At 37.8% G+C, this 23979-nt stretch carries 25 protein-coding genes and 2 pseudogenes; 19 read left to right on the forward strand and 8 right to left on the reverse strand.

Annotation, left to right across the window (positions count from 1 at the left end; genetic code table 11):
* The first annotated feature begins 3 nt into the window (after positions 1 to 3).
* Positions 4 to 1620, forward strand: coding sequence for a carbon starvation CstA family protein (locus tag JCM9140_RS06260; RefSeq protein ID WP_034743876.1), 1617 nt, complete (start codon positions 4 to 6; stop codon positions 1618 to 1620).
* Positions 1621 to 1667: 47 nt separating this feature from the next.
* Here the strand turns inward: JCM9140_RS06260 and JCM9140_RS06265 are convergent, their stop codons facing one another.
* Together JCM9140_RS06265 and JCM9140_RS06270 are read right to left on the reverse strand one after the other, a co-directional pair.
* Complete coding sequence (locus JCM9140_RS06265; protein ID WP_034743879.1) at positions 1668 to 2618, reverse strand: TIGR03943 family putative permease subunit; 951 nt, start codon at positions 2616 to 2618, stop codon at positions 1668 to 1670.
* A gap of 18 nt (positions 2619 to 2636) precedes the next feature.
* Positions 2637 to 3677, reverse strand: a complete 1041-nt coding sequence (locus JCM9140_RS06270; RefSeq protein WP_034743882.1) for a permease — start codon at positions 3675 to 3677, stop codon at positions 2637 to 2639.
* Between the two features lie 202 nt (positions 3678 to 3879).
* On the opposite strand from JCM9140_RS06270, the gene JCM9140_RS06275 reads away from it, so the two are divergent.
* The 4 genes from JCM9140_RS06275 (at position 3880) to JCM9140_RS06290 (ending at position 7813) form a co-directional block, all read left to right on the forward strand.
* Positions 3880 to 4446 carry a DUF2179 domain-containing protein gene (locus JCM9140_RS06275; protein WP_034743885.1) on the forward strand — a complete coding sequence of 189 codons (567 nt, stop codon included), beginning with the start codon at positions 3880 to 3882 and terminating at the stop codon, positions 4444 to 4446.
* Between the two features lie 288 nt (positions 4447 to 4734).
* Positions 4735 to 5685 carry a CobW family GTP-binding protein gene (locus JCM9140_RS06280; protein ID WP_034743888.1) on the forward strand — a complete coding sequence of 317 codons (951 nt, stop codon included), beginning with the start codon at positions 4735 to 4737 and terminating at the stop codon, positions 5683 to 5685.
* 280 nt (positions 5686 to 5965) lie between these two features.
* The gene (locus JCM9140_RS06285; RefSeq protein WP_034743891.1) at positions 5966 to 6835 is read left to right on the forward strand and encodes a DUF1028 domain-containing protein; all 870 of its coding nucleotides are present in this window, start codon (positions 5966 to 5968) and stop codon (positions 6833 to 6835) included.
* Between the two features lie 42 nt (positions 6836 to 6877).
* On the forward strand, positions 6878 to 7813 hold the full coding sequence (locus JCM9140_RS06290) for an AEC family transporter (RefSeq protein ID WP_034743894.1): 936 nt from the start codon (positions 6878 to 6880) through the stop codon (positions 7811 to 7813).
* A gap of 40 nt (positions 7814 to 7853) precedes the next feature.
* Here the strand turns inward: JCM9140_RS06290 and uppP are convergent, their stop codons facing one another.
* On the reverse strand, positions 7854 to 8687 hold the full coding sequence (gene uppP, locus JCM9140_RS06295) for an undecaprenyl-diphosphatase UppP (RefSeq protein WP_034743897.1): 834 nt from the start codon (positions 8685 to 8687) through the stop codon (positions 7854 to 7856).
* A gap of 182 nt (positions 8688 to 8869) precedes the next feature.
* On the opposite strand from uppP, the gene JCM9140_RS06300 reads away from it, so the two are divergent.
* Positions 8870 to 9385 carry a TlpA disulfide reductase family protein gene (locus tag JCM9140_RS06300; RefSeq protein ID WP_034743900.1) on the forward strand — a complete coding sequence of 172 codons (516 nt, stop codon included), beginning with the start codon at positions 8870 to 8872 and terminating at the stop codon, positions 9383 to 9385.
* Positions 9386 to 9495: 110 nt separating this feature from the next.
* Entirely contained in the window at positions 9496 to 10578 is a 1083-nt protein-coding gene (locus JCM9140_RS06305; protein WP_034743903.1) for a DUF3866 family protein, read from the forward strand.
* On the opposite strand, the gene mciZ is transcribed toward JCM9140_RS06305, so the two are convergent.
* Positions 10488 to 10697 carry a Z-ring formation inhibitor MciZ gene (mciZ, locus tag JCM9140_RS24835; RefSeq protein WP_081727590.1) on the reverse strand — a complete coding sequence of 70 codons (210 nt, stop codon included), beginning with the start codon at positions 10695 to 10697 and terminating at the stop codon, positions 10488 to 10490. The two genes, JCM9140_RS06305 and mciZ, sit on opposite strands and share 91 nt — an antisense overlap.
* 112 nt (positions 10698 to 10809) lie before the next feature.
* On the opposite strand from mciZ, the gene JCM9140_RS06310 reads away from it, so the two are divergent.
* From JCM9140_RS06310 to JCM9140_RS06350, 9 genes and pseudogenes are all read left to right on the forward strand, one after another.
* A complete protein-coding gene (locus JCM9140_RS06310; protein ID WP_034743906.1) occupies positions 10810 to 11355 on the forward strand; it encodes an NUDIX hydrolase in 546 nt (181 codons plus the stop codon).
* The gene (locus tag JCM9140_RS06315) at positions 11352 to 12527 is read left to right on the forward strand and encodes an endonuclease Q family protein (RefSeq protein ID WP_034743908.1); all 1176 of its coding nucleotides are present in this window, start codon (positions 11352 to 11354) and stop codon (positions 12525 to 12527) included. Before JCM9140_RS06310 ends, JCM9140_RS06315 begins: the two co-directional genes overlap by 4 nt.
* 101 nt (positions 12528 to 12628) lie before the next feature.
* Positions 12629 to 13270 (forward strand): stage II sporulation protein M, encoded by a 642-nt coding sequence (gene spoIIM, locus JCM9140_RS06320; RefSeq protein WP_034743911.1) that lies wholly within the window; start codon positions 12629 to 12631, stop codon positions 13268 to 13270.
* A gap of 115 nt (positions 13271 to 13385) precedes the next feature.
* The gene (fur, locus tag JCM9140_RS06325) at positions 13386 to 13850 is read left to right on the forward strand and encodes a ferric iron uptake transcriptional regulator (protein WP_034743914.1); all 465 of its coding nucleotides are present in this window, start codon (positions 13386 to 13388) and stop codon (positions 13848 to 13850) included.
* A 158-nt stretch (positions 13851 to 14008) separates the two neighbouring features.
* On the forward strand, positions 14009 to 14242 hold the full coding sequence (locus JCM9140_RS06330; protein ID WP_034743917.1) for a YqzK family protein: 234 nt from the start codon (positions 14009 to 14011) through the stop codon (positions 14240 to 14242).
* Positions 14243 to 14268: 26 nt separating this feature from the next.
* Positions 14269 to 15159 carry a site-specific tyrosine recombinase XerD gene (gene xerD / locus JCM9140_RS06335; protein ID WP_034743920.1) on the forward strand — a complete coding sequence of 297 codons (891 nt, stop codon included), beginning with the start codon at positions 14269 to 14271 and terminating at the stop codon, positions 15157 to 15159.
* Positions 15160 to 15257: 98 nt separating this feature from the next.
* Positions 15258 to 16442, forward strand: a complete 1185-nt coding sequence (gene deoB / locus JCM9140_RS06340) for a phosphopentomutase (RefSeq protein WP_034743923.1) — start codon at positions 15258 to 15260, stop codon at positions 16440 to 16442.
* Positions 16443 to 16456: 14 nt separating this feature from the next.
* Positions 16457 to 17265, forward strand: a pseudogene (locus JCM9140_RS06345) (purine-nucleoside phosphorylase).
* A gap of 57 nt (positions 17266 to 17322) precedes the next feature.
* Positions 17323 to 18624 (forward strand): pyrimidine-nucleoside phosphorylase, encoded by a 1302-nt coding sequence (locus JCM9140_RS06350; RefSeq protein WP_034743925.1) that lies wholly within the window; start codon positions 17323 to 17325, stop codon positions 18622 to 18624.
* A gap of 59 nt (positions 18625 to 18683) precedes the next feature.
* Here the strand turns inward: JCM9140_RS06350 and deoD are convergent, their stop codons facing one another.
* The 4 genes and pseudogenes from deoD to JCM9140_RS06370 all read right to left on the reverse strand — a co-directional run bounded on the left by deoD (position 18684) and on the right by JCM9140_RS06370 (position 21586).
* The gene (gene deoD / locus JCM9140_RS06355; protein WP_034743927.1) at positions 18684 to 19388 is read right to left on the reverse strand and encodes a purine-nucleoside phosphorylase; all 705 of its coding nucleotides are present in this window, start codon (positions 19386 to 19388) and stop codon (positions 18684 to 18686) included.
* Between the two features lie 132 nt (positions 19389 to 19520).
* Positions 19521 to 20039, reverse strand: a complete 519-nt coding sequence (locus tag JCM9140_RS06360; protein ID WP_034743931.1) for a carbonic anhydrase — start codon at positions 20037 to 20039, stop codon at positions 19521 to 19523.
* 13 nt (positions 20040 to 20052) lie between these two features.
* A pseudogene (locus JCM9140_RS06365) lies at positions 20053 to 21068 on the reverse strand (sodium-dependent bicarbonate transport family permease).
* A 152-nt stretch (positions 21069 to 21220) separates the two neighbouring features.
* Positions 21221 to 21586, reverse strand: a complete 366-nt coding sequence (locus JCM9140_RS06370) for a Na-translocating system protein MpsC family protein (RefSeq protein WP_034743933.1) — start codon at positions 21584 to 21586, stop codon at positions 21221 to 21223.
* Positions 21587 to 22003: 417 nt separating this feature from the next.
* Here JCM9140_RS06370 and JCM9140_RS24840 point away from each other — a divergent pair, with 417 nt between their 5' ends.
* The 3 genes from JCM9140_RS24840 to JCM9140_RS06380 are packed head-to-tail and all read left to right on the forward strand — an operon-like array spanning position 22004 to position 23931.
* Positions 22004 to 22561 (forward strand): iron-containing alcohol dehydrogenase, encoded by a 558-nt coding sequence (locus JCM9140_RS24840; protein WP_052002098.1) that lies wholly within the window; start codon positions 22004 to 22006, stop codon positions 22559 to 22561.
* A gap of 5 nt (positions 22562 to 22566) precedes the next feature.
* Positions 22567 to 23085 carry a dehydroquinate synthase/iron-containing alcohol dehydrogenase family protein gene (locus JCM9140_RS24845; RefSeq protein ID WP_052002099.1) on the forward strand — a complete coding sequence of 173 codons (519 nt, stop codon included), beginning with the start codon at positions 22567 to 22569 and terminating at the stop codon, positions 23083 to 23085.
* A gap of 30 nt (positions 23086 to 23115) precedes the next feature.
* The gene (locus JCM9140_RS06380; RefSeq protein ID WP_034743936.1) at positions 23116 to 23931 is read left to right on the forward strand and encodes a MetQ/NlpA family ABC transporter substrate-binding protein; all 816 of its coding nucleotides are present in this window, start codon (positions 23116 to 23118) and stop codon (positions 23929 to 23931) included.
* The last annotated feature ends 48 nt before the right edge of the window (positions 23932 to 23979 follow it).

The raw sequence follows: 23979 nt of genomic DNA on the forward strand, positions 1-23979 counted from the left end.
ATTATGAATTTTGTAACTTTAATGATGATTTGTGGTGTCGTTTTGTTATTAGCGTACCGATTTTATGGAAGGTTTCTTGAAAAGGAAATGAAGGTAGATCCTAATAGAGTAACACCCGCTGTCGAAGTAAATGATGGAGTAGAATACGTGCCAGCTAAGAAGCCTGTGCTACTAGGACATCATTTCGCAACCATTGCTGGTGGAGGTCCTATTACAGGTCCCATTGCCGCTGTTGTATTTGGGTGGCTACCTGCTGTCATTTGGATTATTATCGGTAGTATTTTTGTAGGGGGCGTACATGATTATACATCGTTACAAGCTTCCATTCGTCACAAAGCTCAATCAATTGGAACCGTTATCAAAGAGTATATGGGGGGACGTGGCCAAATTTTATTTCTCTCCTTTTCGATTGCTACTCTCATATTAGTTGTTGGGGTATTCATGATTTTAGTAGCAAACACATTTGTTTCTGTACCCGAAGCGGCAACAGCTTCAATCTTATTTTTAGGAATTGCAATTATTTTTGGATTTTTAGTGAATCAATTACGTATGAATCTAGTTGTAGCTAGTATACTAGGTGTTGCAGCAATGCTTCTCTCAATTTGGGTAGGAATTCAATTTCCAATTCATTTAAGCGCACCAACATGGTCATTAATTTTACTTGGTTACGCATATGCCGCTTCTGTTATGCCAGTATGGTTGCTCTTGCAGCCTCGAGATTATTTAAATTCATTTCTATTATATGGGTTAATCTTTGGAGCTGTAATCGGGATTTTGATTGCATCTCCTACGATGCAACTTCCAGCTTATACTGGGTTTAGACATGAATCAATGGGCTTCTTATTCCCGATTTTATTTATCACCATTGCTTGTGGAGCGATCTCTGGATTTCACTCGCTTGTATCATCAGGAACAACTGCTAAGCAGTTGGACAACGAGAAAAACGGAAAATTTATTGCCTATGGAGCTATGCTATTAGAGGCTTTTATGGCGATCATTACGATTGGATCGGTAGCTTATTTAACACAGGCAGACTTTGCAGCAAGGCTTGCTGAACTAGGTGGACCGATTGGAACATTTGCAGCAGGAATAGGGTACTTTATGTCATTCTGGGGTATCCCAGAGGCAACAGCTGTTACGTTCGCCGCATTAACAGCCTCTGCATTTTTATTGACAACACTGGATTCTGCTACTCGATTAATGCGCTATGCTGTTCAAGAAATTACAGAAAATCGTGCACCAAAAATGTTCCAAAACTCTCATGTAGCCACAGTAACAGGGTTAATAGGAGCTGCCGCTTTAGCCTTTACAGGTACGTGGGAACAAGTTTGGCCATTATTCGGTTCTGCAAACCAAATGCTTGGCGCTCTTGCATTATTAGCTGTATTTGTTTGGTTGAAAAAGTCAGGAGCAAGGACGTTTTATGTGGCTATTCCAATGGTATTTATGTTTATCGTAACTGTGTCAGCGCTTGGTGTCCTAATGTATAACAACTTTACTGCCGGTAATTACTTCTTATTTGGATCAGCCTTTGTCTTGTTTATCCTATGTGTGTTTTTAGCTATTGAAGGATGGAAGTCCATGGTAGATGATAAATCAGATCGAACGGTCAAAATGTAACGAAAAAGAACACAGGCCCATATGAAAGGGCTTGTGTTCTTTCTGCGTTAAAAGCTAAATCGTGGGAAAACATAAGGACTTTCCGGTTGGTCAATGACTTCAATTTCACGTAACTGGATCAGCGGAATTCTAAATTCGTTGTATTGTGTCTGGTCTAGAATGCCTGTAACTCTGACCCATGTATCATTTTCAAATTGGCTAGCCTCACTAGCTTCGACCATTGTTCCAAAGACGGAAGCATCTGCGACACAGCAAGTCATACCAAATCTTGCAACAACTAATTGGTCGTCTTCAAACTCAGGTTCACGGTAAACAAATCCAGTGATTTCAATTGGTTTTCCAATGAACTGTTCGAGTTGAAGATCAAGCATGGTCATCATGTCTAAATAATTTTCCTCTGTAACAACAATGTGGCCTTGTTCTAATATTTCTTCTGTTAACTCATCATAATACTGATTAAAGCCCTCTTGAGTAAAATACTCATCTACAGTAATGTGTTCCTCTACTGATTCGTCCCCACCAGATTCAAGTTGATCAAAATAGGCATCTGGATCATCTAGAAAAGCTTCAGCGCGTGATGTGGCTTCTTGTTCTGCAGATGCTTGATCAGCTAAAATACCAGAACCAAATTGGATCCCCCGATTGGCTGCGACTGAACTGTCTAGAAGTTTGTCAGGAAGAACAAATCCTAGAACAATTGGAGCGACAAAAATAGAGTAGATAAGCAGTTTCGTTACGGGTGAACCAGAGACATTATGATCCGTTCCACAATCACAAAGCTCTTCTTCTTCTTGTCCTTTATTGGTACTCCGAATGATTTGGATGACCCCGAGTAATAAGAATACACCAGTAGCAAAGTAAATAAACGGCATCATCGTTGGTGCGATGTAATAAATGATGTTTCCTGTAATAATGAAGGCTAGCATAAGTAATGCAAAACCAATAAGGATAATCCCGCGAATGTAGGCATGGAATCCTAAATCTGATTTCTTTTCCATAAAAGCAGCTCCTCTCCTTTAGAAAATAGCTAATAATTGCAGAGCAACAACTGCTATAAAAACAATAGCTGTAACAACTGCTATGAATACAAGAACAAATTTTGCTTTAAAGAAAGCAAATAACATGATCGTATTTTTTAAATCAAGCATAGGGCCATACACTAAGAAAGCAATAATTGAACCTGTGGTAAATGTACTTCCAAATGACGCAGCAACGAATGCATCTGCTTCAGAACATAAGGATAGTAAAAAGGCAAAGGCCATCATTACCGCTGTTGAGCTAAATTCATTACTGCCGATTGCTTGTAATAAACTCCGATCAAGAAAAGTTTGAAATAGTGCTGCGATGAATGCACCTAAAATCAGAAATTTACCCATTAAGAAAAATTCATCAGCTGCATGATAAAGTGTTTGTTTAAAACGATTCATCTTTCTTGGTGCTGTTGCACTTGTTTCTAAAACAACTTGTCGTCCAACGAACTCTTCTTTTGTCCATTTTAATTGATCACGGTTTTTAAAGACAAGGTACAATATTCCTCCAATAATAATTGAAAGAACAAATGCTAGTCCCATTCGAGCATAAAGAACGGTCAAGTCTGTTCGGAATGCAAAGAATGTAGATGCTGCAACGACCGGATTCAAAATAGGTGCAGCAACTAAAAAGACGACACCAACATGCAACGGCATTCCCTTTTTGATTAAACGACGCACAATCGGGACAATTGCACATTCACAAATAGGAAAGATCGCTCCAAGTATGGCAGCGGGCAATAAAGCAGCATAGGCATTTTTGGGCAAGTACTTGTGAATGATGTCTTCTTTTACATAGATTTGAATAAGAGCTGAGACAAAAACACCAAGCAATATAAAAGGAACGGCTTCAATGACAATACCTAGAAAAATGGTATTTACATTTAGCCACGCATCAGGAACGGTGAAGCCATAGCGTTCACTTTTAAACGATTCGATGTTAAAAAATAATATAAGAAACAATAAAAGCAATACAAAACCTAAGAAATCTTTTCCGAATGAAAGGAAAAATTGTTTAAATTTGTTCATTCAAATTCTCCTTATTATACTCTATGAAAGTTCTTTCGCTATTTTAACATAGATTTAGTGAAGGAAGTATGAATTATCCGTATGTAAAAGAAATGAAATCTTTGGAAGAAATACAAAAAATCTTTTATAAAATCATCTAGATAAAGAGGATAATTCCTGTTACACTACGGTAGTTATCTTAGATTAAAGGTAGGTGTTAACAATGCTTCAAGCGTTAATTATTTTTGTCGCTCAATTAATTTATGTCCCGGTATTAACATTACGTACCATTACGATGGTTAAAGGAATGAAAGGGAAAGCTTCTGCATTAGGAACTCTTGAAGGGGTTATATATGTTGTTGCAATTGCAATTGTCTTTAGTGATTTATCTAATTATTTAAATATGGCTGCTTATGCAATTGGATTTGGAGTAGGGTTATACATCGGTCAAATTATCGAACAGAAACTGGCGATTGGATATGTTTCAATAGAAGTAAATTTAATGAGTAAGAATGAAGCCTTAACGAACAGACTGCGCGAAGTTGGATTTAGTGTATCAACAGCTGAAGTAGAAGGAATGAATGAAGCAAAGCGTTTCCGCTTAGACTGTACAGCTAGAAGAGATCGTGAACAAGAGTTCATAAAAATTGTGAGTTCATATGAACCGAGTGCTTTTATAGTTTCTTATGAACCTCGTAACTTTAAAGGTGGTTACATCACAAAGGCAATGAAAAAACGCAAAGAAAAATTTATGAAAAGTAAACAAAAAGAAAAAAACGTTACAATGTAACTGGTGAGGTTGTCTCTAGTAGAGATTCTGACTCTAAAGAAGGAACGTTCGTTTTACGACCTATCTTCGGGGCAGAACACTTAGGAGGCAGCTTTTTTTATTTTAATTTAAAGAAGTTGTGGCAAAGAAAGATTGCTTTTTCTGGAAGTGCAATGGAGCATAGGGGCACGAAAACGGTTCTACTTAACCAAATAAACAAAGAAAACGAAATTAGTCTTTAAATAAGAATTCTTCCTATTTGTAACGTTGGATATAGTATGCTACTTTTATAGAAAGGAGTGAATTGTAATGAAAATTCCTGTATATATCGTAACAGGCTTTCTTGGTAGTGGGAAAACAACTGTCTTAAAGAAAATGCTACGGTCGTTAAAAGAACAAGGAAAACGACCTGCATTAATCATGAACGAGTTAGGATCTGAAAACGTTGAAAAAGAAATGTTTGAAGATGAGGCAATGATTGAACTTTTAAATGGTTGTATTTGCTGTACAATTCAAGAAGATATGAGAAATGAACTTCAACTTTTTCTATCCCAAACAACGAATGTTGATGTGATTATAATAGAAGGCACGGGGATCGCCAACCCGGCAGAAATTGTGGAAGCCTTGACACATCCTGAATTAATTGATCTGGTGAAAATCGTATCCATTATTGGAATGGTAGATGCTAGTCGTTATCTTGAATATCAGAGTCTTTTTCAAAGCTCTAAAGAGATAAGAACGATGTTAAAACAACAAATAGAGTCGAGTGCGCTGCTAATTATGAACAAAATGGATCTAATCGATCAAAAAAAGGAAAAGAAAGTACGTGCTAAAATAGAGGAAATTAAAAGGCGGGAAGTCCCAATTGTTTATTCAACATATGGAGATGTTTCTGAGGAGACGTTACTTGAAACTCGCTTTTTGACAGATGTCATTTCTACGGAAAAGTCGACGCACCATCATCATCATGATCATCACCATCATACTTTTCAAGCAATAAAAATAGAGGGGATTAACTCATTTACTCAAAAGGATTTTGAGAAATGGCTTAAAAGTCATGGCCCCACCTTATTAAGAGCAAAAGGGTATATTACTTTTTTAGGGGAAGATAAGGTGAATTCATTTCAATATGCTGCAAATCGTCTTGAAATCGAATCAATTGATATACCGAAACAAACGTGCATCATTTTAATTGGGACAAACCTTAACAAAGATGTGTTGGACCAATCGTTATCCGAATTCGTTCAGCAAAACATTTAACATTTTGGGGTGTGTTAAAGGTCGAAAACAGGCTTTTGACACACCCCTCTACTTTTCGGTCGTTGTGAGCTTGGGGTGAGACAGTTATACTAAGCTTTGTATTGCAACGGATTCGAACACTGCTTAAGGGTAATGAAAAAACGTTTTTCAATGCCTCAGCAGGAAGACTAAACGGCAATGGAAGTGTTGTGAGGAAAAAAATAAAAGAACAACGAACACGAAAATAACCTTTTTAAAATGATATAATTTCCATATACTTCAATTTGAAAGGAAGATCTTTATGAAAAACGATTTAATACATACATTTTCTATTGTTGGATTTGATCCAGAAACTGGTGAGCTAGGTGTAGCTGTGGCTTCAAAGTTTTTAGGGGTTGGAGCGATTGTTCCTTGGGCAAGAGCTGGGGCTGGTGCAGTGGCGACTCAATCATGGGCTAATAAGGAATACGGGCAAAAAGGATTGGAGCTATTAGAACAAGGAAAGTCAGCAGAGGAGGTCATTCAACACTTAACTCAAGCTGACGAAGGAATTGATTTACGACAAGTTGGAATCGTTAGTGCAAGAGGGGATAGTGCAACTTTTACTGGGAGAGAATGTTACCAATGGGCGGGAGGGCTATCTGGTCCTCACTTTGCTTGTCAAGGGAATATACTTGTAGATGAAAAAACGGTAAAGGTAATGGCTGATACTTTTACGACAATGGAGGGCTCGTTAGCAGAGAGGCTGTTAGAAGCTCTTTATCAAGGTCAAGAAGCAGGAGGAGACAGTCGTGGAAAGCAGTCAGCTTGTTTGCTTGTTGTCAAAGAAGGTGCCGGTTACGGCGGAACGGATGATCAATACATAGATTTGCGAGTTGATGATCACCAAGAGCCTATAGTGGAATTGAAACGTTTATTTGATTTACATCAACTATATTTCAATAAACCTAACCCAGAAGATATGATCAATATTGAAGGCGGTGTAAGAGATCGTCTTATTACGAATTTAACAATCCTAGAATATCTAGCTGAGGATCCAACTATGGAGGAGCTTACCGAGGCAATTCAATCGTTCCATTTAATTGAAAACTTTGATGAACGTGTTCTAGAGCCAGGATTAATTGATAAAAAAGTTATAGAATACATGGAAAAGTTGGCAGCTCAGAAATAAACAAGGAACAGGTTTGGTTTTCTTTGTTTAAGGGGGAATAACATGAATGCCGTTTTGGCACTAGCACAAGAGATGTTTGTCTTGTTAGCAATTGGTTTGATTGGGTTTGTTATGAGGAAAGCAAATATTTTACCGAAAGAATCAAATTATGTGTTAACACAAGTAGTTCTTTACATTACTCTCCCATGCTTAATCATCTACTCAATGGATATTACTATGTCATTGGAGATTATGGTAGAAATCACTTGGCTATTAAGCTTATCTTTGTTTGCTTTGTTTTGTGCAACGATTACTGGTTATGTTATGAGAAAAACAGCGAAGATGCCAGAAAATCAAGAAGGCGTGTATGAAGCTGCTATTATTTTTGGGAATCAAGGCTTTTTAGGATACGCAATTGCCTTTTTATTGTTTGGTGAAATAGGTGTATTGTACACAGCCTTCTTTATGATCTTTTTTCTCTTCTACGTATGGACGTATGTTATTTATGTTGTGGCAAGGGCGGGACAGACCATTTCTTGGCGCCAAATTTTACTCAATCCAGGAGTAATCGCAACTTCTATCGGATTTCTTGTCTTACTTGCACCGTTTCGTTTGCCACTATTAATAGGAGGAGTACTTGCTGATATTGGAACAATGACATTGCCTTTATCTATGATTTTAATTGGTAGTTTGCTAGCTGGACTTACTTTGGATTCTTTCAAACAGTTAATAAAAAATCGTTATATTTGGTATGCAACAGGAGCAAAACTTCTGTTGCTGCCCATGTATCTTATTCCTTTTTTGTGGTTACCCGTTTCAACAACGGTTATGGGAGTTGCCATCTTAGTGACCGCTACCCCCACAGCGCCAACAGTTCCGATGTTTGCTCAAAAGTATAATGGTGATGTCTCGTTTGCTACTGTTACGGTTGCAACTACAACCATTTTATGTGTAATTACGATTCCACTTTTATATGCATTTATTTTGTTTGTAAGATAAGAAAAAAACAGCCGTTATGGCTGTTTTTTATTGTTTTGAATTATAAATCAATAATCATGCTGTTATCTAAAAAGAAGAAAACAAAGATCGCAGCGATAAAGCAGTAGATGGCAAAATAAACAAGTTTGCTTTTCTTTAAGAATTCAATCAACCAGACAATCCCAAGCCATGAAAAGATAAAGGTTGCAATAAAGGAAACAACTAAAGCTGGTATACCAACTTGTGAAACGAGTGTACCGTCTGTGAAGTCTCCAATTGCTAATACACTTGAACCTAGAATAACTGGAATCGATAATAAAAAGGAGTAGCGAACAGCAGTGTCTCTACTTAGACCAGCAAATAATGCCGTAACAAGTGTTGCGCCAGATCTCGAAATTCCAGGGAAAACAGCTAATGTTTGTCCGAGACCAACAATGATGGAATCTTTAAAAGTCATTTCTTCTTCCGTACGGTTTCCGTATTGAACAAAGCGTTCTATTATAATAAGGAAGAGTCCTGTCACTGCTAAAGCAATGGCGATAAAAGGAGGTGTTTTCATTGAAGCTCCAATGAAATCTTCAAGTAATATCCCTAGAACTCCTGTAATCATAGTAGCAACAATAATGTAAACTCCAAAGAAAAATTGAGTGCGATTGTGTTTTGAACGGTTTGATAAATAACCGATAAACCCAAAAATAACAACGAGTAAATCTTTTCTAAAATAAATAACAACGGCCAAAATGGAAGCGAAATGTAGATATATTTCAAAGCCAAATCCAGGGAATTGATACCCTAATAAGATTTGTGTTATAACGATGTGGGCTGTACTAGAAATTGGCAAAAACTCTGTAATGCCTTGAACAATTCCAAATATTAAAGCTTCTATTATTGACATAAAAACAAACCCTTCCTTTCTATGTAGGGAAACACTGACTTTGTTATTCTATCAAAATTATGCATGCAGGGAAAGACAGTTTTTGGTATTAACCTAATTTGTTTTTCGCGAAACTTGCGTTACAAAGAATCCCCTCTCTATAATAAGTGAGAGACAGAACAATGTTGCAGGGGAGATAATAGATGAAACGCAAAATAACCATTTTAGTATTAAGTGTTGTGGCCATTGTTATCATTGGGCTTGTGTTTTTCCAAGACCGGCAAGAAATTGGCAACGAACGTGGAATGATTGCTGAAAACTTTACATTGCCTATGTATACACAAGAATCAGGAGAACTATGGGATTACCGAGGTGATGTCATCATTTTAAATATGTGGGCTTCTTGGTGTGAACCATGTCGAGATGAAATGCCTGATCTTATGGACCTTCAAGCTGACTACGGTGAGTCGGGGTTATCTGTTGTAACAGTTAATATGCAAAAAACAGAACGTACGTTACAAGATGCGCCTAATTTTATTGAAGAAATAGAAATCACCCTTCCTGTCTTTTTTGATGTCGATGGTGATGTGGCTGATCGGTATAAAATATTTGGTATGCCTATGACCTATATTATTAACAGAGATGGTGTAATTGAGCATGTCATTCGAGGGGAAGTAGATTATAAGGGCCTCGAGACTTTAATTAAACCAATTTTGTAATAAGTACTTGATTTCTCGATCTTTCTATATATGTCCTATTTTTTGGTCATACTAGTATAGCTAGAATTTAACGACTTCTATTTAATAAGCCCGTAGTTAGGCGTGAGAGAATGTATAAAGAAGTAAAAGCTAAAATCGTTGATATCAGTTTTGAAGATCAATCGATACAAAAGGTAGTTACAAACAATGGAAGTAAAAAGGCAATATTATATAAACGCTTTACTCCAAGAGTTGAAATTGGAGATTGGACACTCGTTAATACGACAGCTACTGAACTGCAATTAGGAACCGGTGGATGGGATATTGTTAAGTCGGTTTTAGGGAAGACAGACTGGCAATCAGAAGACTCAACTGGCCATATTATAAAAGCCCGTTATACACCGATTCAGCATAGTATTTTAGCAGTAGAAGCACAAGAAAGCCACTATCATCAATTCTTTAAAAAATCGTTTTCTTTATTAGGTACTCCTGTATGGCTGGCGGAGTTGCATAGCATGGTTCCACTGTTTTTCTATGTTTCTCAGCAAGTTTCTAGAGAAAGTACTTGCTGTGTGATATTTGACGATCAAGCATCGCTGCCACTCATGATGAGTGACCAGCTAAGAAGCTTGCAAACGAATAAGCAGTTTTTTTCAATTAGTGTTGGACAAGCGTTTGGTGCTCAGTATGAAGCGGTGACAGTTGCTTCTGCTCTTCAATTTGCCAAGGAGATGTTAAAGGCAGATATGATCTTGATTTCTGTTGGGCCCGGAGTGGTTGGAACAGGAACGAAGTACGGTTTTACCGGAATGGCCCTTTCTCATTGGTCGCATACAGTCAGTGCTCTTGGTGGAGTCCCGATTTGGATACCAAGGTTGTCATTTGTTGAAAAAAGAGCACGACATAATGGAATTAGTCACCATACACTGACGCCATTATGCGAATTTACGTTTAAACCAGCTATTCTGCCTTTTCCTTATTTAGATGAAGATGAAAGGAAAATTGTGAAGAAACAATTAGATCCCTATTATCCGTTTCATGCTGAACATGAAATCGTATTTGCCGAACAGGACTTAGTTTCTAAACAAGTCGAAAAAGCAATAAAGGAAGCCAAATTACCTATTCAAACAATGGGGCGCAAATACGAAGATGACCCTATTTTTTTCTGTGCTGTTGGCGAAGCCATTCGCGTTGGATTGGAATTGGTTCGATGAACTGAATCAACCCATTGTTCCATCGTGTCAAAGGAATGTTGCATTTTTTTTAACTTCGCTTGGATTTCCCATGCTTTTCCAGACATTATGATTCCATTTTCATGTACGTAAACTTTCATGAATTAGCTCGTCCCTTCATAATCGATTTATGTTACACATGTATGAAGGGGGGAGAAGGAAAAGAACAGAAATTTGCAGGTAAGCACACTACTAAATTAAAAGGAGGAGAACATGGAACATTTAATAGAAAGAACATTGAAAACAAACGAAATATTTAAGGGGAAAGTGATAGATTTAGAAGTTCAAGAGGTTGAACTTCCTAATGGAAAAACAAGTTCAAGGGAAATTGTGAAACACCCAGGAGCTGTTGCCATTTTACCAATTACAAATGAAGGAAAGATTATCCTTGTACGTCAGTACCGGAAAGCACTTGGGAAAACGATTGTGGAAATTCCTGCAGGGAAGCTTGAAAAAGGGGAGGATCCTCTTGATTCAGCTAGGAGGGAATTAGAGGAAGAAACAGGTTATAAAACGAGTAAGTTAGATTTCCTTTTATCGTTTTACACGTCACCAGGCTTTGCTGATGAACTTATTCATTTGTATATAACAGATAAGCTTGAAAAAGGAAAAACGAATATGGATGATGATGAATTTTTAGATATTTTAGAGGTTAGTTTAGAAGAAGCAGAGCAAATGGTAAAAGATCAAACGATTCATGATGCAAAGACAGCTTATGCCATTTTATACTTACGGATGAAAGCGAGTCAATCACTGTGATAAAATTACAACATTTTGTTACGGATTTACATGTACATATTGGAAGAACCAGGTTGGGGGCGGCAGTGAAAATTACTGCTGCTCCTTCTTTAACGTTACCTACTATTATAAAGTATGCAGCAGACATTAAAGGAATTAACATGATTGGCATTATTGACTGTCATGTACCGGAAGTATTGAATGAATTAGAGAGTATGATCGGAAATGGAGAAGCGTATCAACTAACAGAGGGTGGTGTGCGGTTTTCAGGGATAACATTGCTATTAGGAACAGAACTTGAAATTTATGATGAAAACTGTAATGGACCAATACACGTCCTATGTTATCTTCCTTCGATTGACTCTATGAGAGTATTTGGTGAATGGCTTGCTCATAGGATGAAAAATCGTCATTTAAGTTCGCAGCGCATCTATGAACATGCACAAGCCATCCAAGCTAAGGTTCGTCGCTTAAATGGCTTGTTTATTCCAGCTCATGTGTTTACTCCTTTTAAAAGCTTGTATGGAAAAGGTGTGAAAAAGAGCTTAACAGAAGTGTTCAACCCAGATTTAATTGACGGGATTGAACTTGGACTTAGTAGTGATACGGCAATGGCTGAGCAACTTGAAGAACTTGGGCGTTATCCTTTTTTATCAAATTCAGATGCTCATTCACTTGAGAAAATGGCTAGAGAATACCAAATCGTTCAAATGAAACAACCATCTTTTATGGAGTTTAAATGGGCATTACAAGAGCGTGAAGGAAGAAAAATCGTGGCTAATTACGGGTTAAATCCACTGCTAGGGAAGTATCACCAAACGATTTGTGCGATTTGTTCCAAAAAGGTAGATGGAGAATCATGTACGAACTGTCAAATTAATAAAGTAATTAAAGGAGTTTCCGAACGAATTAAAGAACTAGCGAGTAGGAAAACGAAGAAAATACAACGACCACCCTATATTCATCAAGTACCACTTGAATTTTTGCCAAAGGTAGGAAAACAAACGTTAAGGAAATTAAGAGATCACTTTGGAACGGATATGAATATTATCCATTCAGTCCCATATGAAGAGTTACAAAAAGTCGTCTCGATGCAAGTGGTGAATGGAATTAGAATGGCAAGAACAGGAACTCTGCCGATTGAAGCGGGCGGAGGAGGTAAATATGGAAAAATAGATATAAAAAATTACTAGAAAATGTATAAGAGAAAATCCAAAACTATCGAAACATTCCTTGTCATAGATTTGTACCTCAACTCATAGAGTTAAGTATGAGCATAAGAGGAGGTCTTGGCATGAGGCAGTTTGGTGTACGAGAAAGAATCACATACCATTTAGAAGAAAACCGAACGATCTATGTATTTACAACCGTTCTTTTTTTAATAGGAATCGTATTTGGGGCTATTGTTGTTAACAGCTTGAGCTTAACGCAAAAGCATGATCTATACACATATTTGAATCAATTTTTTGGACATGTTCAACAAGGAGAAATAGCTAATCCTTCAGCAATATTCAGTCAAAGTTTTGCTCATTATGCTAAGTATTTTGGACTTATGTGGATTTTAGGATTATCAATTATAGGGCTCCCTGTCATACTAGTACTTCTATTTTTAAAAGGGGTTGTTGTTGGATTTACAGTTGGGTTTCTTGTGAATCAAATGGGAATGTCAGGGTTTTTCTTAGCATTCGTATCCATTATGCCACAAAACTTTATTTTAGTTCCTGCTTTTATTATTATTGGCACAGCCAGTATTTCATTTTGTTTGAAAATGATAAGACAACAATTTATAAAGCGTACAAGCATCCCAATTTTCCCTCAGTTTTTAAAATATTCATTTCTTGTATTGTGTATTGGATCAGCTGTCGTAGTTGCATCAGCCTTTGAGGCCTATGTCTCTCCTGTCATGATGAAATGGGTCATCGAGTCAATGGTTTAATTTGTTATTACTTAATAATAATTATTGATTAAAACGTAATAATCACTACGATTGACACTCTTTTTTTGAATGATTATAATAAGAGGAGGGAAAATGCTTGAGGGGAGGCATATAAATGGAGAAAAGACTTGAACGTATAAAAAAGCACCTGCACTCGCAAAGCTACAAGCTTACGCCACAAAGAGAAGCGACTGTACGCGTTCTACTTGAACATGAAGAGGACCATTTAAGTGCAGAAGATGTTTACCTCCTCGTTAAAGAAAAATCACCTGAGATTGGACTAGCTACAGTATATCGAACGTTAGAGTTACTGGCTGAGTTAAAAATAGTCGATAAAATAAACTTTGGAGATGGTGTATCTCGATTTGATTTGCGCCAAGAGGGAGCAGCTCATTTTCATCACCATCTTGTTTGTATTGAATGTGGGGCAGTGGATGAGATACAAGAAGATTTATTAGGTGATGTAGAAGAGGTTGTGGAACGAGATTGGAATTTTAAAATTAAAGATCATCGCTTAACATTTCATGGGATATGTCATCGTTGCCATGATAAAGAGAAGTTGGAAGAAGAAGCTGATTAAGCCTTTCTGCATAAGTAGGAGGGCTTTTTTTATTTTTTTGCTTCCTTTCTGTTAACAATTTTTTGGACTACCTCCTTTTTATAGGTATATTACATAGGGTTTTTGGCATAGCTTGTAAAAAGGGATCGTGCAAGAAGTCATAAGCGGAGGTATGTCCCATGAAATCTTGGTTTCAAATCGTCATCCAAACAATCAAAGTGTTTCTCCTATTTATGGGATGCACACTTCTCTTTTATTATGGTATTCTATGGGTAAGTCAAGAATATGAGAGTTACCATCGGTATGATGAGCCTCAAGGGAAAGCAGTGAAAGTTTTTCATATGGAGCAAGAACAGGGTACGTCTGTGTCATGGATTGAACGTCTTTTTTTGTTCTATCGAGAAGGGGAATAAAATTTTAGTTCGTAAGGTGATATAAGATGGAACAAGAAAGAAATGAATTTTTGTACTACATATCAAATGAACGTAAGCTCGCCCAAAATACGATTCAATCTTATGAACGAGATTTAAAACAGTACGAGCTTTTTTTAAAAAATGTTGAAGAGATAAAAAAGATAGAAGAGATTGAAAGAGGAACTTTAGAGAGGTATGTATCCTATTTAAAAGAACAAGGACGGGCGGAGACGACAATAGCTAGAATGATTGCATCTTTAAGAGCCTATCATCAATTTCTTTTAAGGGAGAAATTAGCCGATCAAGATCCATCCGTTCTTATCGAAATTCCCAAAAAGAAGAATCGACCAGTTCATACGTTGACGTTGAAGGAAGTGGAAGCATTGCTTGAAGCCCCTTCAGGGAACGATTCGATCTCCATTCGAAATCGAGCGATGCTAGAAATGCTTTATGCCACAGGGATGCGTGTTACTGAATTGATTCATGTAACGGTTTCAAATACGCATCTTACAATGGGTTTCGTACGCTGTGTAGGGAAAGAACAGAAGGAAAGAATTATTCCTTTAGGAGGTGCAGCGTTAAAAGCTCTTCAACTTTATCTCGATCATAGTCGACGAACACTGATGAAAGGGCAGAATCATGATCTACTATTTGTAAACCGTTTAGGGAAACCTCTTTCTAGGCAAGGTTTTTGGAAAATCGTAAAGCAGCTTGCCCAAAAAGCTTCCATTAATAAACCTTTAACACCTCACACATTAAGACACTCATTTGCTACACATTTACTTGAAAATGGAGCAGATATTAGAGCTGTTCAAGAAATGTTAGGACATGTAAACATTTCCACTACTCAAATTTATACACAAGTTACTAAAGCAAGAATGAAAGATGTCTATGCTCAATCACACCCGCGAGCATAGTATTTTTGTGATACTAGAGGTCAGACTTCTGACAACGTTTGTCATTTCAAGTTACAATGAAAATCGGGCATAGTATCAAATAAAGGAGGAATACATCAGTGGAAAAACAGCATTTTAATCGCATATTTTTAATTGTTATGGATTCAGTTGGAATCGGGGAAGCACCTGATGCTGCGGAATTTGGAGATGAAGGATCAAATACGCTTGGACATATAGCGGAAAAAATGAATGGCTTGACGATGCCAACAATGGCGTCACTTGGGTTAAGTCATATTCGAGACATACAAGGAATTGAGAAAGTCGAAAACCCCCTTGCTCATTATGGGATTATGCAAGAAGCTTCAAAAGGAAAAGATACAATGACAGGTCATTGGGAGTTAATGGGCTTACGTGTTGAAGAACCATTTCGAGTATTTCCTGAAGGGTTTCCAAAAGAATTGGTTGAGAGATTAGAAAAAGCATGGGGACGTGAAATGATTGGGAATAAAGTCGCATCAGGAACAGAAATTCTAGATGAGCTCGGAACAGAACATGTTCAAACAGGGAAGCTCATTGTTTATACGTCAGCTGACTCTGTCTTGCAAATCGCTGCCCATGAAGACGTTGTCCCAATTGAAGAATTATATGAGATATGTGAAAAAGCGCGAAAGATAACCCTAGACCCGAAATACATGATCGGTCGAATTATTGCACGACCATTTATCGGAACAGATGGAGATTGGAAGAGAACGTCAAACCGTCATGATTATGCGCTTAAGCCATTTGATCGTACGGTTATGAATGAGCTTGCTGATAACGGGATAGACTCGATTGCACTTGGGAAAATCTCAGATATTTATGACGGAGAAGGGGTCACCGAAGCAATTAGAACAATCTCAAACGATGATGGAATGGCTAAATTGCTAGAGACGATTCGAAAGCCTTTTAACGGTCTTAGCTTTTTGAATTTGGTTGATTTTGACGCGGTTTATGGACACCGAAGAGATCCAATCGGATATGGAAAAGCTTTGGAACAATTTGATCGACAGTTAAAGCAGGTAATTGATGAACTAGAAGAGAATGATTTATTAATCGTTACCGCTGATCATGGAAATGATCCAACTCATAAAGGAACGGACCATACGAGAGAATACGTCCCATTAATTGTTTATAACAAAAAGCAAAAAGCTGCAAAGAATCTAGGGGTTCGTTCTACATTCGCAGATGTGGGAGCAACAATCGCAGACAACTTTGCTGTGCCTCTTCCGAAACATGGCACCAGTTTTTTGAAAGAGATTTACTAAAGGAGGATATTAGAATGAAGGGAATTAATGAAACAGCTACATATTTACAAGGGAAAATGAAGGAAACCCCGACAATTGGTTTGATTTTAGGGTCTGGGTTAGGTGTGTTGGCGGACGAAATTGAAGACCCGATTAAAGTACCTTATGGAGACATCCCGAATTTTCCTGAGTCAACCGTTGCAGGTCATGCAGGTCAGCTTGTATTTGGCGTACTAGAAGGGAAACAGGTCGTTGCTATGCAAGGCCGCTTTCACTTTTATGAAGGTTATTCAATGGATGTTGTCACATTTCCAGTTCGTGTCATGAAGCACTTGGTGTGGAGCAAATCATAGTAACCAATGCCGCTGGTGGTGTGAATGAATCTTTTGAACCAGGAAATTTAATGATTATTAAAGATCACATTAATAATATGGGACAAAATCCGTTAATTGGACCAAATGATGAGTCATTTGGCGTTCGTTTTCCAGATATGTCCACGGCCTATTCAGAACGACTACGTACGTTAACACGTGGGCAAGCCAAGCAGCTTGGTTTGACCATTCAAGAAGGAGTCTATGTTGGCAATACAGGTCCAACCTATGAAACACCTGCTGAGATTCGGATGTTACGTACGTTAGGGGCAGATGCAGTTGGGATGTCAACAGTTCCAGAAGTCATTGTTGCTCGGCATGCAGGCATTGAAGTACTAGGAATTTCTTGTATTTCCAATATGGCAGCAGGAATACTGCCACAACCTCTAACACATGATGAGGTAATGGAAACAACAGAAAAAGTAAAATCTGACTTCCTTGCACTCGTAAAGGCTGTTGTAAAAGAAATGTGATGGAGTTGAAATGGTCAGGTCAGTTCTTGTCATTGAATCTAAAAGGATGTGTAACGAATGCGAATGGTTGACGTTATTGAGAAAAAAAGAGATGGTCTTAAGTTAACGAAAGAGGAGATTCGCTTTGCAGTAGAAGGTTATACAAACGGAAAAGTTCCAGACTATCAAATGTCAGCACTAGCGATGGCTATTTTCTTCCAAGATATGACAACAGATGAGCGAGCGGAGTTAACGCTTGCTATGGTGGAATCTGGTGATCAAATTGATTTATCTGCTATTGAGGGGATAAAAGTAGATAAACACTCTACAGGAGGAGTGGGGGATAAAACAACTATTGCGTTAGCTCCGCTTGTTGCAGCAGTTGGTGTTCCTGTTGCTAAAATGTCCGGTCGAGGTTTGGGTCATACCGGAGGAACCATTGATAAACTAGAATCTATACCAGGATTTAGTGTTGAAATGGACACGGCTACATTCCAAGAATTGGTTAATCATAATAAATTGGCTGTTGTCGGGCAGACAGGAAACTTAACACCGGCTGATAAAAAGTTGTATTCGTTAAGAGATGTCACAGCAACAGTAAACTCTATTCCTCTTATTGCAAGCTCTATTATGAGCAAGAAAATTGCTTCTGGTGCTGATGCCATTGTCTTAGATGTAAAAACAGGCTCAGGAGCTTTTATGAAGGAATTAGACCAATCGAAGGAATTAGCTGAAGCTATGGTCGCGATCGGAAAGAGTTTAGGTCGGGATACAATGGCAATTATTTCGGATATGAACCAACCATTAGGGCTTACGATTGGAAATGCACTAGAGGTAAAAGAAGCTATTGAAGTGTTAAAGGGAGAAGGACCAGATGATGTCCGTGAACTTTGTTTAACATTAGGAAGTCAAATGGTCTATCTTGCAAAAAAAGCTGCCTCGATCGAAGAAGCTCGTCAGCAACTTGAAGAGGTTATCGCAAATGGAGAAGCTCTTAATGTATTAAAGACCTTTATTAAAGCTCAACATGGTGATCCATCCATTGTTGACTCTCCTGAAAAACTTCCAGAGGCAACGTATAAAATAGCCGTACATGCAAAACAAAGTGGAACAGTTTCTGAAATTGTTGCCAATAAAATTGGTACGGCAGCTATGGTACTAGGAGCGGGGAGAGCAACAAAGGATGCGCAAATTGACTTGGCAGTAGGAATTGTTTTACATAAGAAGATTGGTGATTATGTTGAAGCAGGAGAGCCGATTGCAACATTACATGCCAATAAAGAAAATGTTGAACATGTAAGTAAAATGGTACAAGAAGCGTATTCATTCACCGAGCAAAAAGTAGAGAAACTTCCTCTTATTTATGATGTTATACAATGAGTTTGTTTAATGGTGTACGTACGAAAAAAGACATGTAGGAGTTCCTACATGTCTTTTTATCATGATTTAGTTACAGCTTCAAGAGCTACTTCCATCATATCACTGAAGGTTGTTTGGCGTTCTTCGGAGGTTGTTTCTTCTCCTGTTAAGATATGGTCACTTACTGTAAGAACAGATAGTGCCTTTCTACCAAATTTAGCAGCTATGGTATAAAGGGCTGCTGTTTCCATTTCAACAGCTAAAATACCGTACTTTGCCCACTTTTCTAATTCAGCATTGTCGTTATAGAACATGTCCGCTGTAAAGACATTTCCTACTTTGAGATTTAATCCTTTTTCTAGGCCGGCATCATACGCTGACTTAAGTAAATCAAAGTCTGCAGTAGGAGCAAAATCAACGCCGCCGAATGTAAGGCGGTTCATTTGAGAATCCGTTGATGCACTCATGGCTAAGATTACATCGCGCACCTTCACATCCTTTTGAATGGCCCCACATGTTCCGACACGAATTAAGTTTTGAACATTATATTCTTGCATTAATTCATTAATATAAATGGAGATTGATGGAACTCCCATCCCAGTTCCTTGAACCGAAATCCGTTCACCTTTATATGTACCTGTAAATCCTAACATGCCTCGTACTTCGTTATAGCAGACTGCATTTTCTAGAAAAGTTTCAGCAATGTATTTTGCTCGTAGTGGGTCTCCTGGTAAAAGGATTGTTTCAGCAATCTCACCTTGTTTTGCACCAATATGTACGCTCATTTTTTTCCTCCATTCTTACTTATCATTCTCCTCACTACTATAACACAAACCATACGGATCTCAAATCAGTCGGCGAGCAAACGAAAAGGTGACCTCCCTTTAGCATGCTTACGGAGATCACCTTTCTTTGAATTACCCAATGTCCTCTTTTAAATCCAAACGAGAGACAGGAGATAAAGTACTGTTAGTAGTGTTTAATGTATATGCTGAAATCTGCACACGTTCCGGGATAAGAGGGTGTTTTTCTAAAAGTTCCTTACTCTCAAGCAATGTATGTTCGACTCCACCTTTTCCTTCACCTAGCCAAGACATTACACCTTTATTTGTAACTCGGACGTAATCCAGCGTATCAATTAATGAGGGATCAATGCCATCTTTTTTAAAACGATGTAACAGGGTGGTTTCATCGATGTCTACAGTTATTTGATCTTTAGGAGCAATTAGGTATATGTGTTCGACCCCTTGTTGGTAAATAGCTAATATAATGTTTCGAATTAAACAGCCATAAGGTTGTGTGATAGCTGCTCCTTGGCTAGAAAGAATGAAAACACCTGTCTCCCCTAAAATGGTTCCTAGCTTTTGCTGAAATTCATAAGTCACATCGGTGACAATGAGTACAGGTGATTTCCCTTCACGTCTATCATTTACCATAATAAATGCCTCCTTATAACAGGATAAACCATTGTGCCAATTGATAGTAAAGTGGTATTCCAATGATTAAATTAAATGGAAATGTAATTCCAAGCGCAAGTCCTAGGTAAACAGATGGATTTGCTTCAGGGACTGATGTCCGTAGGGCAGCAGGAGCAGCGATATAAGAAGCACTTCCTGCTAATACACCCATTAACGTCATGCCTCCGAGTGATAAACCTATCATTCCTGCAACAAGAACACCTATTGTACCTCCAACGATGGGCATCAAGATCCCGAATAGAAATAACTGTATCCCATGCTTTCTGACTTCTGGTAATCTTTCTCCAGCGGTTAAACCCATGCTAAGAAGAAATAGAATGAGGACACTGTTATACATATCCATAAATAGTGGCTGAACTGCTGGTAATGCGCTCTCACCAGCAACAAGGCCAATAATAAGAGCGCCAAGCAATAGAAGGATACTTTTTCCAAATAATGCTTCCTTTAATACATCCTTATCAATCCAAGCTGTAGCAGGTGATGAAAAAGCGATATTCTTTGATGAATAAGCAACAGAGTCAGATTGTTTTTGATCCATCACTTTTAAAAGAATTAAAGATATGATGATGGCTGGACTTTCCATAAGGACAACCATTGCATTCATGAAACCTTCATAAGACGTACCAATTTGTTCAAGAAATGAGATAGCTGCACCATACGTCACGATGCTAACAGATCCATACGTAGCTGCTAATGCAATTGCATTTTTTTATCTATCTTTATGATTTTTAGAAGGAGCAACGTAATAATGGGTAAGATGGACCCTAAAAACAATGTAGCAACAACCGGACTAATTACTTCTGCAAATGAGTATTTAGAGAGTTCAATGCCCCCTTTTAAACCAATCGCTATAAGTAAGAAAATACTCAATGTTTCACTTAAAGCACTTGGAAATTTTAAATCGGATTTCACTAGAGCTGCTAAGATTCCTAAAACAAAGAATAAGACAACAGGGGATAATAGGTTTTGTATCATAATGTCATACACACAAACAACCTCCTTAAAAAATAACATGTTTAAACAAAAGAAAAAGCCACCAACGAAAAGCTGTCTCATCTTATATAAAAGATGCTTCAGCTTGTTCAATTGGTGGCTTATCTTTAACGAGCTTTTAAAGCTATTTAAAGATCTTCCAATAACTACGTTAACGTTTTCTCTAAGTCTTCCGCTAATTTAAAGACCATTAATCGTTCACCTGTTTTCGTGCTAATATCGGTGTGAAGTGTTATCACTTCAATACCCACAATTTCTTGGATCAGTTCTCCTAACGTTTCTCTACCAGATTCTACAAGTTCACATCGTATTTTCTTAATAGATAAACGTCCTTCGTCTTTTTGACATACAGCATATTCAGCAGGTGTTAACACGCCTTTGAGGGTAACGATAATCATGTCTCGTAGGATGTCTGTTTTAACAGAAACAGATCCTCGTCCTAGGAAATCTTTTTCCCATTGCGTTAAGGACTTAGAGATCGTTGCTTCCAATGAGCCTTTAGTTTGTATCATTATGAGATACCTCCTATAATGATAGACGAGACAGTATAAAAAAAGGCATATTTCTTCATGGGTATGGAGAAATATGCCGATTTATCATAGTCTAAGTGAGAAGGTGGAAATCTTTTTCACCTTATCGATCATCATCAACAAAGTGCTAAAAATAACTTGACTTCTCTCTTTTCCATTTGATCTCTCGGAATCTAATTACTTAAATAATAGCGAAAGATGTAAAAATTGTCAATGGGTTCTTTCTGAATAGTTCAATAAGTGATCATCCATAAAATTCCTTTAATTTTCTAGTATATTTTTTGAAAAAAACAATTGTCTAAATAGTACTTATTCTTTATAATGATGAACAATGAGTTAAAACCAACTCAACTTCTTGGTTTTTCCTGCTAAAGAAAAAAGATTGGAGGGAAAAATACGATGAAGCCCATAAGAGTTCAAGCTTCGCCTAGTTACTATGCTTGTGAATTACATGCATATGACCGGTTAGAAGGGATTTTGCTTGAAGGGAAAGTCGAAAGAGCTTTATTGATTCATGGGACAAAGTCACTAGAAGCGGCTCAATCGTTTTTGTCTTCATTTACCCAAGTTAAAGTTCAGTTTGAGCTATATCACGGTGAATGTTCAGCAAATGAAATAGCGAGAATGAAACATATTGGAGATAGGGAAAAGGTAAATGTTGTGATAGGGCTTGGTGGTGGAAAAGTAATGGATTTAGCAAAATCTGTTGCAAATGAGCTAAATATTCCTGTAGTGTTGCTACCGACACTTGCATCTCAATGCGCAGCGTGGACACCACTTAGCGTTATTTATACGGACTCGGGTGACTATGTGAAGTACACTCCTTTTGTGAAAAACCCTTGGGTTGTGTTAGTAGAACCTACTATTATTGCTCGTTCCCCAATAGCTTATTTACGAGCCGGAATTGGTGACACGCTAGCAAAGTGGTATGAGGCAAAGGCGCTAACAAAAGGTTAAGTCATATGCGCGTACCTGTGCTGTTATCGATGCAAACAGCTAATCTCTGTAAACAGCTTCTTCTTCAAGAAAGTGAACAAGCATTAGCTGCTCTTTCTCAGAAAGATGTAACGGACTCACTGATCTCAATTATTGAGACGAATATAATGGCCGGTGGACTTGTTGGTGGACTTGGGGACGATTATGGAAGAATTGCTGCTGCTCATTCAATTCATAATGCCCTAACGCAGTTTGAGGAGACCCATCATTTTCTTCATGGGGAGAAAGTGGCATACGGAATTCTCGTTCAGCTTGCTCTTGAACAAGAGTGGGAAGAGTTGGAAAGGTTGTTACCTTTTTATAAACAAATAGGTTTACCTTTATCGCTTGAGCATCTCGGTCTTGAATCAAGCGAAGAAGTGCTTAAAGCAATTGCTGATAAAGCTTTACTACCAAGTGAGTCGATTCATTTCATGAATGAATCATTCACACCAAACGAGGTTGTTAACGGAATGAAATCCGTTGAAACATATATTAAAAAATAGAGAGAAAAAGAAAGAGTAGGAGAGAAGAAAATGAAAAAAGTTTTTGTTTCTGCATTAACAGCTTTATCTATGATTGGTCTTGCAGCTTGTGGTGGCGGTGGAGACACTGGTACGGGAGAACTATCTGAAGATCTACTAAAAGTAGGAGTAACAGCTGGTCCTCATGAACAAATCATGGAAAAAGTAATTGAACTAGCAGCTGAAGAAGGTCTTGAAATTGACATGACGGTTTTCACTGAATATGTAATGCCAAACGTGGCACTTGATGAAGGTGAATTAGATCTAAACAGCTTCCAACATAAGCCGTACTTAGATAACTTTAAAGAAGAGCGTAATCTTGATTTAGTAGATGTTGCCACAACGGTTAACTTCCCAATGGGAATTTACTCTGTTGAAGTAGCAGATGTAGCTGAATTGCAAGAAGGAGACAAAGTTGGATTACCAAACGACCCAACAAACGGTGCTCGTGCGTTAATTTTATTTGAACAAGCTGGGTTAATTACGCTTGATCCTGATGCTGGAGTGACAGCAACAGTAAATGATATTACAGATAACCCGCATAACTTAGACTTTATTGAATTAGAGGCATCGCAAATTCCTAGACAACTAGATGAGTTAGCGGCTGCTGCGATTAACACAAACTTTGCTATTGAGCATGGGTATGTACCGACAGAAGACTCTATTTTTATCGAGCCAAATGACTCACCTTGGGTGAACGTACTGGCTGTTCGTACTGAAAATGAAAATGATGCAGTCATTCAAAAGTTTATTGAAATTTACCAATCTGAAGAAGTAAAACAATTTATCGAGGAAGAATTTGCTGGTTCAGTAGTAGCTTCTTGGTAAGGTGTAACTATCGAGTGGGTGACAATTGTCACCCTTTTTTTCTATTAA

This window comes from Halalkalibacter wakoensis JCM 9140, from assembly GCF_000513095.1.
Taxonomy (GTDB): Bacteria; Bacillota; Bacilli; order Bacillales; family Bacillaceae_D; genus Halalkalibacter; species Halalkalibacter wakoensis.

What these genes read in the sequence shown, in the direction of transcription:
- JCM9140_RS06260 (WP_034743876.1), top strand. Translation starts at nt 4, where the DNA reads ATGAATTTTGTAACTTTAATGATGATTTGTGGTGTCGTTTTGTTATTA.
- JCM9140_RS06265 (WP_034743879.1), bottom strand. Translation starts at nt 2,618, where the DNA reads ATGGAAAAGAAATCAGATTTAGGATTCCATGCCTACATTCGCGGGATT.
- JCM9140_RS06270 (WP_034743882.1), bottom strand. Translation starts at nt 3,677, where the DNA reads ATGAACAAATTTAAACAATTTTTCCTTTCATTCGGAAAAGATTTCTTA.
- JCM9140_RS06275 (WP_034743885.1), top strand. Translation starts at nt 3,880, where the DNA reads ATGCTTCAAGCGTTAATTATTTTTGTCGCTCAATTAATTTATGTCCCG.
- JCM9140_RS06280 (WP_034743888.1), top strand. Translation starts at nt 4,735, where the DNA reads ATGAAAATTCCTGTATATATCGTAACAGGCTTTCTTGGTAGTGGGAAA.
- JCM9140_RS06285 (WP_034743891.1), top strand. Translation starts at nt 5,966, where the DNA reads ATGAAAAACGATTTAATACATACATTTTCTATTGTTGGATTTGATCCA.
- JCM9140_RS06290 (WP_034743894.1), top strand. Translation starts at nt 6,878, where the DNA reads ATGAATGCCGTTTTGGCACTAGCACAAGAGATGTTTGTCTTGTTAGCA.
- uppP (WP_034743897.1), bottom strand. Translation starts at nt 8,687, where the DNA reads ATGTCAATAATAGAAGCTTTAATATTTGGAATTGTTCAAGGCATTACA.
- JCM9140_RS06300 (WP_034743900.1), top strand. Translation starts at nt 8,870, where the DNA reads ATGAAACGCAAAATAACCATTTTAGTATTAAGTGTTGTGGCCATTGTT.
- JCM9140_RS06305 (WP_034743903.1), top strand. Translation starts at nt 9,496, where the DNA reads ATGTATAAAGAAGTAAAAGCTAAAATCGTTGATATCAGTTTTGAAGAT.
- mciZ (WP_081727590.1), bottom strand. Translation starts at nt 10,697, where the DNA reads ATGAAAGTTTACGTACATGAAAATGGAATCATAATGTCTGGAAAAGCA.
- JCM9140_RS06310 (WP_034743906.1), top strand. Translation starts at nt 10,810, where the DNA reads ATGGAACATTTAATAGAAAGAACATTGAAAACAAACGAAATATTTAAG.
- spoIIM (WP_034743911.1), top strand. Translation starts at nt 12,629, where the DNA reads ATGAGGCAGTTTGGTGTACGAGAAAGAATCACATACCATTTAGAAGAA.
- fur (WP_034743914.1), top strand. Translation starts at nt 13,386, where the DNA reads ATGGAGAAAAGACTTGAACGTATAAAAAAGCACCTGCACTCGCAAAGC.
- JCM9140_RS06330 (WP_034743917.1), top strand. Translation starts at nt 14,009, where the DNA reads ATGAAATCTTGGTTTCAAATCGTCATCCAAACAATCAAAGTGTTTCTC.
- xerD (WP_034743920.1), top strand. Translation starts at nt 14,269, where the DNA reads ATGGAACAAGAAAGAAATGAATTTTTGTACTACATATCAAATGAACGT.
- JCM9140_RS06350 (WP_034743925.1), top strand. Translation starts at nt 17,323, where the DNA reads ATGCGAATGGTTGACGTTATTGAGAAAAAAAGAGATGGTCTTAAGTTA.
- deoD (WP_034743927.1), bottom strand. Translation starts at nt 19,388, where the DNA reads ATGAGCGTACATATTGGTGCAAAACAAGGTGAGATTGCTGAAACAATC.
- JCM9140_RS06360 (WP_034743931.1), bottom strand. Translation starts at nt 20,039, where the DNA reads ATGGTAAATGATAGACGTGAAGGGAAATCACCTGTACTCATTGTCACC.
- JCM9140_RS06370 (WP_034743933.1), bottom strand. Translation starts at nt 21,586, where the DNA reads ATGATACAAACTAAAGGCTCATTGGAAGCAACGATCTCTAAGTCCTTA.
- JCM9140_RS24840 (WP_052002098.1), top strand. Translation starts at nt 22,004, where the DNA reads ATGAAGCCCATAAGAGTTCAAGCTTCGCCTAGTTACTATGCTTGTGAA.
- JCM9140_RS24845 (WP_052002099.1), top strand. Translation starts at nt 22,567, where the DNA reads ATGCGCGTACCTGTGCTGTTATCGATGCAAACAGCTAATCTCTGTAAA.
- JCM9140_RS06380 (WP_034743936.1), top strand. Translation starts at nt 23,116, where the DNA reads ATGAAAAAAGTTTTTGTTTCTGCATTAACAGCTTTATCTATGATTGGT.